This window comes from Tahibacter caeni, assembly GCF_024609805.1.
GTDB lineage: Bacteria > Pseudomonadota > Gammaproteobacteria > Xanthomonadales > Rhodanobacteraceae > Tahibacter > Tahibacter caeni.
Map to the genome: position 1 here is coordinate 1 of NZ_JANFVR010000223.1, position 7,996 is coordinate 7,996.

At 67.5% G+C, this 7,996-nt stretch carries 8 protein-coding genes; 1 reads left to right on the forward strand and 7 read right to left on the reverse strand.

Annotated elements, in window-relative coordinates; all coding sequences use genetic code 11:
* Positions 1-94: 94 nt before the first annotated feature.
* Positions 95-1,060 carry a response regulator gene (locus NON22_RS16715; RefSeq protein WP_257388083.1) on the reverse strand — a complete coding sequence of 322 codons (966 nt, stop codon included), beginning with the start codon at positions 1,058-1,060 and terminating at the stop codon, positions 95-97.
* A gap of 185 nt (positions 1,061-1,245) precedes the next feature.
* Positions 1,246-2,268 carry a sensor histidine kinase gene (locus tag NON22_RS16720; RefSeq protein ID WP_257388084.1) on the reverse strand — a complete coding sequence of 341 codons (1,023 nt, stop codon included), beginning with the start codon at positions 2,266-2,268 and terminating at the stop codon, positions 1,246-1,248.
* A 337-nt stretch (positions 2,269-2,605) separates the two neighbouring features.
* On the opposite strand from NON22_RS16720, the gene NON22_RS16725 reads away from it, so the two are divergent.
* A complete protein-coding gene (locus NON22_RS16725; protein WP_257388085.1) occupies positions 2,606-2,935 on the forward strand; it encodes a hypothetical protein in 330 nt (109 codons plus the stop codon).
* Between the two features lie 260 nt (positions 2,936-3,195).
* Here the strand turns inward: NON22_RS16725 and gstA are convergent, their stop codons facing one another.
* The 5 genes from gstA to lpdA form a co-directional block, all read right to left on the reverse strand.
* Positions 3,196-3,813 carry a glutathione transferase GstA gene (gene gstA / locus NON22_RS16730; RefSeq protein WP_257388086.1) on the reverse strand — a complete coding sequence of 206 codons (618 nt, stop codon included), beginning with the start codon at positions 3,811-3,813 and terminating at the stop codon, positions 3,196-3,198.
* A 159-nt stretch (positions 3,814-3,972) separates the two neighbouring features.
* Positions 3,973-4,986, reverse strand: a complete 1,014-nt coding sequence (locus NON22_RS16735; protein ID WP_257388087.1) for a hypothetical protein — start codon at positions 4,984-4,986, stop codon at positions 3,973-3,975.
* 39 nt (positions 4,987-5,025) lie between these two features.
* The gene (locus tag NON22_RS16740; protein ID WP_257388088.1) at positions 5,026-5,715 is read right to left on the reverse strand and encodes an aspartate/glutamate racemase family protein; all 690 of its coding nucleotides are present in this window, start codon (positions 5,713-5,715) and stop codon (positions 5,026-5,028) included.
* A gap of 247 nt (positions 5,716-5,962) precedes the next feature.
* Positions 5,963-6,481 carry a hypothetical protein gene (locus NON22_RS16745; protein WP_257388089.1) on the reverse strand — a complete coding sequence of 173 codons (519 nt, stop codon included), beginning with the start codon at positions 6,479-6,481 and terminating at the stop codon, positions 5,963-5,965.
* A gap of 5 nt (positions 6,482-6,486) precedes the next feature.
* A partial coding sequence (lpdA, locus tag NON22_RS16750) for a dihydrolipoyl dehydrogenase (protein WP_257388090.1) occupies positions 6,487-7,996 on the reverse strand: 1,510 nt, incomplete at its 5' end.

Genomic DNA, 7,996 nt, shown 5'->3' on the forward strand with positions numbered 1-7,996 from the left:
AAACGGCCGACCGCGCCGCTCGCGCCGACGACGAGGATCTGCTCGCGCGGCGCGTCGTGCCCGGCGTCGCCGGCCGCGTCGTCCGTCGCGGTGCTCAGATGCGCACGCCGCCGACGCCGAACAGGCGGGCCGGCAGCGAACGGATGCGGTTGAGCAGCGAATTCGGCAGCCGGCTCTGCGCCTGCAGGGTCTGCGCCGACGGCGTCACGCCGTAGCGACGCACGGCCTTGGGCGACTGCTTGAGCTTCCAGTAGCGGCCGAGCGCCGAGTCGATGCTCAGGCGGCACGAGCCCATGCGCACGGGCTTGATCAGCATGCGGTAGACCTGGCCTTCGTTGATCAGCTCGATGACGGTCTGCGCGTTCGCGCGCTCCGTGATGACGACGGTCGCGATGTGCGGGTGATATTGCTTGAGCGCCTTGAGCATCAGGGTCAGGTCGGCGCCGTGATTGGTCGCGGTCTCGGAGATGACGACGCCGGTCTCGTGCTGCTCGAGCACCTGCATCGCGCGCTCGGCCGTGTTGGCGAAGCGCACCTGGTAGTGCGGCTGCAGGATCTCGCGCAGGCGCTGCTGCACGGTCGTGTCGTCCTCGATCACGAGCACGCCGACCTGGGCGCGCGCGACGTTCTGCTCGTTCGGTGACAGCTGGTCGGTCGCGACGGCCGGCGCCTCGCGCGAGATCTCGCCGGCTTCGAGCACGAGCGCGCGCAGGTCGGCGTTGACCCAGGGCTTGTTGACGAAGCGATAGACCTCGCCTTCGTTGACCGATCCGAGCACGGCCTTGAGGTCGGAGTAGCCGGTCAGCAGCACGCGCATCGCGCGCGGATGGCGTTCGCGGATCTCGCGCAGCACGTCGACGCCGAGCTTGTCGGGCATGCGCTGGTCGCAGACGACGACGTCGACGTTGTGCTGCACGGCCAGCGCCGGCGCCTGGGCCGGTTCGGTCGTCGTATAGACCTCGAGGTCGCGGAACAGGGCCTTCAGCGCGCGCAGGATGCGCGCCTCGTCGTCGATGAACAGTATGCGCAGGGGGCCCTGGTTGGGGTCGCCCTGGGGCATGTCGAAGTCCTGTCCTAGCATGGCGGCCTTTGGAAATCTCGGGGTAAGTCGGAGTCCGGCTGGAGCACTGTGTCGGCCCGCCGCTCAGCAAGGCGGGCCGGAACGCACGCCGGATCTTCCCGGCGGAACGGAGGAAACGCACCTGGTCGCCATGGAAACTGTCGCGGACACGTGTTCGGCCCTTCTCAATGCACGGTCGGTCGCGCTGCGCTTTCGGCCGGCAGCATGACGGTGAATTCGGAACCGCGATTCGGCGTAGTTCGCACTTTGATCGAGCCGCCGTGGGATTTCACGATCTTGTGCACGATCGACAGACCGAGGCCGGTGCCCTCGCCGGGCGCCTTGGTCGTGAAGAACGGATCGAAGATCTTCGGCAGCACGTCGTCGGGGATGCCGCAGCCCGTGTCGGAGAACGCGATCTCGACGCCGCCGTCGCCGGCCCGCGTCGCGACGGTCAGGGTGCCTTCCTCGGGCATGGCCTGGGCCGCGTTCGTGATGAGATTCAGGAATACCTGGTTCAGCTGCGACGGCATGCCGCGCACGCGCGGCATGTCGGCATCGAGCTTGCGCACGACCTTGATGCGGTCGCGCAGCTGGTGCGCGGCGATCATCAGCGCGCTCTCGACGCCTTCGTTCACGTCCATGAGGTCCATGCCGTCGCGGTCGACGCGGGCGAAGCCCTTGAGGTTCTGCACCAGCGAGGCGAGCTGCGTGATGCCGTCGGCCGAATCGGCCAGCAGTTCCTTGGCCTCGGTCAGCAGGCTGCTCTTCTCCACGGCGCGGCGCGCGTCGAACAGCTTGCGCCGGGACTCCTCCACGTGCTTGACGAGCTTGTCCAGCGATTCCTTGTCGGCGCCGAACATCAGGTCGACCGGCTGCTGGCAGTATTGCACGGCGATGTCGTATTCCTTGACGAGCTTGCGGTAGTCGTCGAGCAGTTCCCCGACGACTTCGACGTTGCTCTTGACGAAACCCAGCGGCGTATTCAGTTCATGTGCGACGCCCGCGACCATCTGGCCCAGCGAGGCGAGCTTGGTCGTATGGATGACCTGGGCCTGGCTGGACTGCAACTGCTTGAGTTCGACTTCGGTCTGCTGGTGGTCGGCCGACAGCTGCGCCTTCGCCGCTTCCGCCTGGCGCAGCTGCCAGAACAGGAATCCGGCCGCCGCCGCGAGCAGGAGCACCAGAATCACGAGCACTACGGTCACGACACTCTCCCCATCGATTCCCCCTTTCACGCGACCGACCCTGGCCGCGCTCGCCGGGCTGCGCGGCGTCCTGCCGGCGGCCTGTCGGGGCTGTTGCATCGAGTCGTTGACGAATCGCTAACATTCGCCGAACTTCCCCTCATCCCGGCGCAGTATAAGCATGGCGGCCGGTCGGCTATTCCCGGTAATGTACCGCCTGTCGGCACTTTCGTGACCCGGGTCACCGAAAAGCCCCGCCGCGGCGCCGCACGGCCAAGGACTGCAACGCGGCACGATTTCCAGCCTACGGGGTTTCGCCCAAGCTGCCGGCGCGACGCCCTATCTGCGGAGACTGCGCATGATCGCCCGCGTCTGGCGTGGTGTGACCTTGGCCGCGAAGGCCGACGAATACCTCGAGCATCTGCGCGAAACCGGCCTGCGCGATTTCGTGCAGACGCCGGGCAATCGCGGCGTGCAGGTGATACGCCGCGTGCAGGGCGAGCACTGCGAATTCCAGATCATCTCGTTCTGGGACTCGATGGACGCCGTGCGGCGCTTCGCCGGCAAGGAAGCCGAACGCTCGCGCTACTGGGATGCCGACGAGGAATTCCTGCTCGAGATGGAGCCGCTCGTGCGCCACTACGAAGTCGCCGAGTTCATCGCCGGCCCCGGCGAAGAATCGGACTGACGCGGCACGCATCGCTGCGGTCGAGACGGGCCGGCGCGGAGAGTCCGCGCGACCCGGCGCGGACCGAAGCGGTGAGCGGAACGATCCGGCCGGCGACGTCGTTCACGCCGAAGCCGGCGTTTCGCGCCCTCGCGACGCAGGCAGGCCTGCGTCGCGGAAAACGGGCCAACCGACTCGGCCCGGTCAGACGCCGGACGGATCGGAGCGCTTGCAACCGGCCGCGCCGACACGCGCGCAGGCGAGCGCCGGCGGGCGGACGATCAGGCGATTTTCTTGGCCTTGGCTTCGGCGTCGAGCGCCTCGATCACGGCCGGCCGCGCGGCGACGCGCTCGACGAAGCGCGCGATGCCGGGCCACTGGTTCAGGTCGATGTGGAAGTACTTGCTCCAGCTCAGCACCGTGAACAGATACGCGTCGGCGACGCTGAACTGGCTGCCGGTCAGGTAGTCCTGCTTTTCCAGCACCGGCGCGATCTCGCCGAACCGCTGCGCGAGCTTGGCCTTCTGCAGATCCTTGACCGCGTCGGGAATGGCCGCGTTGAACAGCGGGCTGAACTGCTTGTGGATTTCAGTAGAAATGAAATTAAGCCACTCCTGCAGACGGTAGCGTTCCCAGCTGCCGCTGGCCGGCGCGAGCTGCTTGGCCGGCACCTGGTCGGCGAGGTACTGCACGATGGCCGGGCCTTCGGTCAGCACGCGGCCGTCGTCGAGCTGCAGCGCGGGCACGTAACCCTTGGGGTTGATCGCCTTGAAGTCCGCGCCGTCGGCGGTCTGCTTGGTGGCCAGATCGACCTTGACCGCCTCGAACGGCAGGCCGGCCTCGCGCAGCACGATGTGCGGCGACAGCGAGCAGGCCCCGGGGGAAAAGAACAGTTTCATGCGGACACTCCTGGTTGTGAGGAAAGAAGCGCCGGCGTCCTTGAATGCCGCCGCGCCGGCGCGTCGACGGCAGATGGCGGCCGGGCTGCCGGCGATCAAGCCGTTCGCGGCGTGAATGCACTGTTCACCGGACGGCAACGCCGGACCGGCGGCGGCGGCTCAGCGCACCGGCGATACTCCCGTACGCAGGCGCTCGCGCAGCGGACGTTCGTCGAGCTGCCAGACGCCCAGGCCGCCGCGACGCACAGCGAAGCGCCGCTCGGTGCCGACCGGCAGATCGCGCGCGTAGTTGCGCAATGGGCCGCGCAGGCGCAGCGGCGGCAGTCCGGCCGCCAGCGGCACGAACTGGCCGTCGGCTTCGAGGCGGTACGGCTGTTCGGCGAACGTGTCGGTCGCGGTCAGCGCATCGATGCGCTGCAACAGCGGCAGCGCGGTGATCTTCAGCGCGACGCCGAGCAGGAGCGCGAGCATCCAGGCCATGTTCGACGGCACCCGCCCCCGGCGCAGCAGCGGCACGGCCAGAATCGCCAGCAGCGGCAGCAGATCCTCCACGCCGTTCACGACCGGCGGCAGCGCGAGCGCAACATACGGCGTCGTCATCTTGTCGACGAAGCCGTACAGGATCAGCACGAAGAACAGCACGCTGCAGGCCAGGCTCCAGCGATTGCTCTCCAGCGGGAACAGGCCCGCGGGTGTCGCCACGGCCGTCGGCTCCAGCCGCTGCAGCAGCGCCTGGGTCGCGCGCCAGCTGCGCAGTTCGTTGGCTCCCGCGTCGCCGGCCAGCAACAGCGGTTCGCTGCCGATCAGGAAACCCGGCAGCGCGCTGTGACGCAGCGAACCGGGTTTCGCCCGGATCTGCGCCAGCGGCCAGACGCGGTCAATCAGGTCATCGTCACCGCGCTGGGCCAGCAGCCGAACGGCGTCGGCTTCGCCATCGATGCCGAGCCAGCCGCCGGCTTCATGCCCTGCATGCAGCCGCCGGTACCAGGCAGGCCGGGATACCTGTATGGGAATCCACTCCAATCCCGTCGCCGTACCGACGTGACTGGCGCGCAGTGCCACGCGGGCCTGCTCGCGCCGGCGCGCGAGCCCGATTCGCCAGCCAGCCGACAGCAGCAGACAAACGACGATGACGACGAAGACGAGCAGGCTCGCCGAAGCTCTCACATCCATCTAAATCCCCGATCGCGAATGTGCAAAGTGTCGCAACGTTCAGTCCAGCGCCCAATCCGCCGCGGCCTGGGCGTGGATCCGCGTCGTGTCGAAGGTCGGCACCGTCGTGTCCGCGTCGCCGACGAGCAGGCCGATCTCGGTGCAGCCGAGGATGATGCCGTCGGCGCCGCGACGCACGAGGTCGGCCATGACGTCGCGATACCGTTCGCGCGAGTCCTCGCGCACGACGCCACGACAGAGCTCGTCATAGATCACGCGGTGCACGAGGTCGCGCTGCCCGGCGTCGGGCACGAGCACGTCGAGGCCGTGCCGCTCCAGCCGCGCGCGGTAAAAATCCTGTTCCATCGTGAAGCGCGTGCCGAGCAGGCCGATGCGCGCAAGCCCGGCCGCACGGATCCGCGCCGCGGTCGCATCCGCGATGTGCAGCAGCGGCAGCCCGCAGCCGGCTTCGATCGCCGGCGCGACCTTGTGCATGGTGTTCGTGCAGATGACGATCGCCTCGGCGCCGGCGCTGCGCAGCGCCGCGGCCGCCGCCGCGAGCCGGCGCCCGGCTTCGCCCCAGTCGCCCTGCATCTGCAACTGCTCGATTTCGGCGAAGTCGACGCTGTACAGCACGAGCCGCGCGGAGTGCAGTCCGCCGAGCCGCTCGCGCACGCGTTCGTTGATGTGACGGTAATAGGGAATCGTCGATTCCCAGCTCATGCCGGCCAGCAGTCCCAGCGTTTTCATCGCTCGCTCCAGCGACACGGGAATATGCAGAATACCCACGGCATTGGGCATCCGGCGGGCAATTGACGGTCAATCCAGGGTGCAGCGCACTCGTCGTCGCAGCCGACAGATTTTCTGTAGGCGCTGGCGAACGCGAACGTGCCGCACTCACTCAAATTCGACGGAGATAGATCGGTATGCAATCACGAAGACGGAAAGCGGCGATATCGGGGGAGACCGGCGCCATCGGATTTCCATGGCGTCGCCGTTACTCCTCAGCCATATCCTGGCGCAGCAACGGCAGGGCGTTCTTCGAGAAACGGTGGTTGCTGTCGGCCAACAGCTCGTCAAGCAGTTGGCGTGCGTTGCGAAGGAGATGCCGAGGATTCGCGACGACGCCGCCATCGACTTCCCCGATCAAGTCGCCGCGGGACTTGTCGAAGCAGGCTCCGCTTTTGATGCGCGCTTCGTGAATCAGGCCGTTGCGGTAGCCGTCGTAAAACTGGGCCGCCTGTCCTTTCGACATGCCCATTGCCTCCGCTGCTTCTTTAAACCGAGCTCCAACTTGCCCCGGCTTACCGGTCCAGAGCCGTGCGATCGCGTCGAGTGCGCAGAGAATCAGTACGCCAGCCGCAAAGTCGTTGTCCTTCTCCAGCAGTTGCTCAGCCGGTACGAAATAGAATCCTTCAAATCTCTCACGCAGTTGCTTGGGAAATTTTTTGTGCTCGACGTTGATTTCCTGCCACTCTATTCTTGGCGCAAACCATTTCCTGCCTTCATCGAACATAACGGCTACCTCTTCTTCGGCACGACGATGTCGGTGCAGGTGCCTTCGTAGACTTCGGCGGCCATGCCGACCGACTCGCTGAGGGTCGGATGCGGATGGATGGTCAGGCCGATGTCGGCGGCTTCGGCGCCCATCTCGATCGCGAGCGCGATCTCGGCGATCAGATCGCCGGCGTTCGGTGCGACGATGCCGGCGCCGATCACGCGATGGGTCGCTTCGTCGAAGATCAGCTTCGTGAAGCCTTCGGTGCGGCCGATGCCGATCGCGCGGCCCGACGCCGCATGCGGGAACTTGCCGACGCCGTAGGCGATGCCCTGCTTCTTCGCTTCGGCCTCGGTCACGCCGACCCAGGACACTTCCGGATCGGTATAGGCCACGCTCGGAATCACGCGCGCGACGAACTCGCTCTTGTGGCCGGCGGCGACTTCGGCCGCGACCTTGCCTTCGTGCGTGGCCTTGTGCGCGAGCATCGGATTGCCGACGAGATCGCCGATCGCGAAGATGTGCGGCACGTTCGTGCGCATCTGCCGGTCGACCGGAATGAAACCGCGCTCGGTCACGTTGACGCCGGCCTTGTGCGCGTCGAGCTTGCCGCCGTTCGGCGAACGGCCGATCGCGACGAGCACGCGGTCGTACGTGGCCGGCTCCGGCGCCTTGTCGCCCTCGAACGTCGCGAGCAGGCCTTCGGGCCGCGCTTCGATCTTCGCGACCTTGGTCTTCAGGTGAATGCCGGCGTAGCGCTTCTGCAGGCGCTGCTGCAGCGGACGCACGAGATCCGGATCGGCGCCCGGCATCAGCTGGTCCATGAGCTCCACGACCGTGACCTTGGCGCCGAGCGCCTCGTAGACGCAGGCCATCTCCAGGCCGATGATGCCACCGCCGACGACGAGCAGGGACTTCGGCACCTCGGCCAGTTCCAGCGCATCGGTCGAATCCATCATGCGCGGGTCGTCCCACGGGAAGCCCGGCAGCTTCACCGCCTGCGAACCGGCCGCGATGATCGCGTGCTCGAAACGCAGCAGCTGCGTGGCGCCGTCGGCCGCGGTGATCTCCAGTTCGTTGGCCGAGACGAATTTCGCCGAGCCGGTGACCGTGCGCACCTTGCGCTGCCTGGCCATGCCGGTCAGGCCGCCGGTCAGCTGCGCGACGACGGCCGACTTGTGCGCGCGGAGCTTGTCGAGATCGACGGCCGGCTCGCCGAACGTGATGCCATGGCTCGCGAACTGGCGCGCTTCGTCGATGACGCGCGCGGCGTGCAGCAGCGCCTTGGACGGAATGCAGCCGACGTTGAGGCAGACGCCGCCGAGCACCGCATAGCGCTCGACGAGCACGACGTTCTTGCCGAGATCGGCCGCGCGGAACGCCGCGGTATAGCCGCCCGGGCCCGCTCCGATCACGACGACCTCGGCCTCGATGTCGGCCTTGCGTCCGCTGGCCCGCGCCGCCGTCGGCGCCGTCGCAGGCGCGGACGCTGCCGGGGCGGCGGCGGGTTTTTCCGCGGCCGCGGGCTTGGCG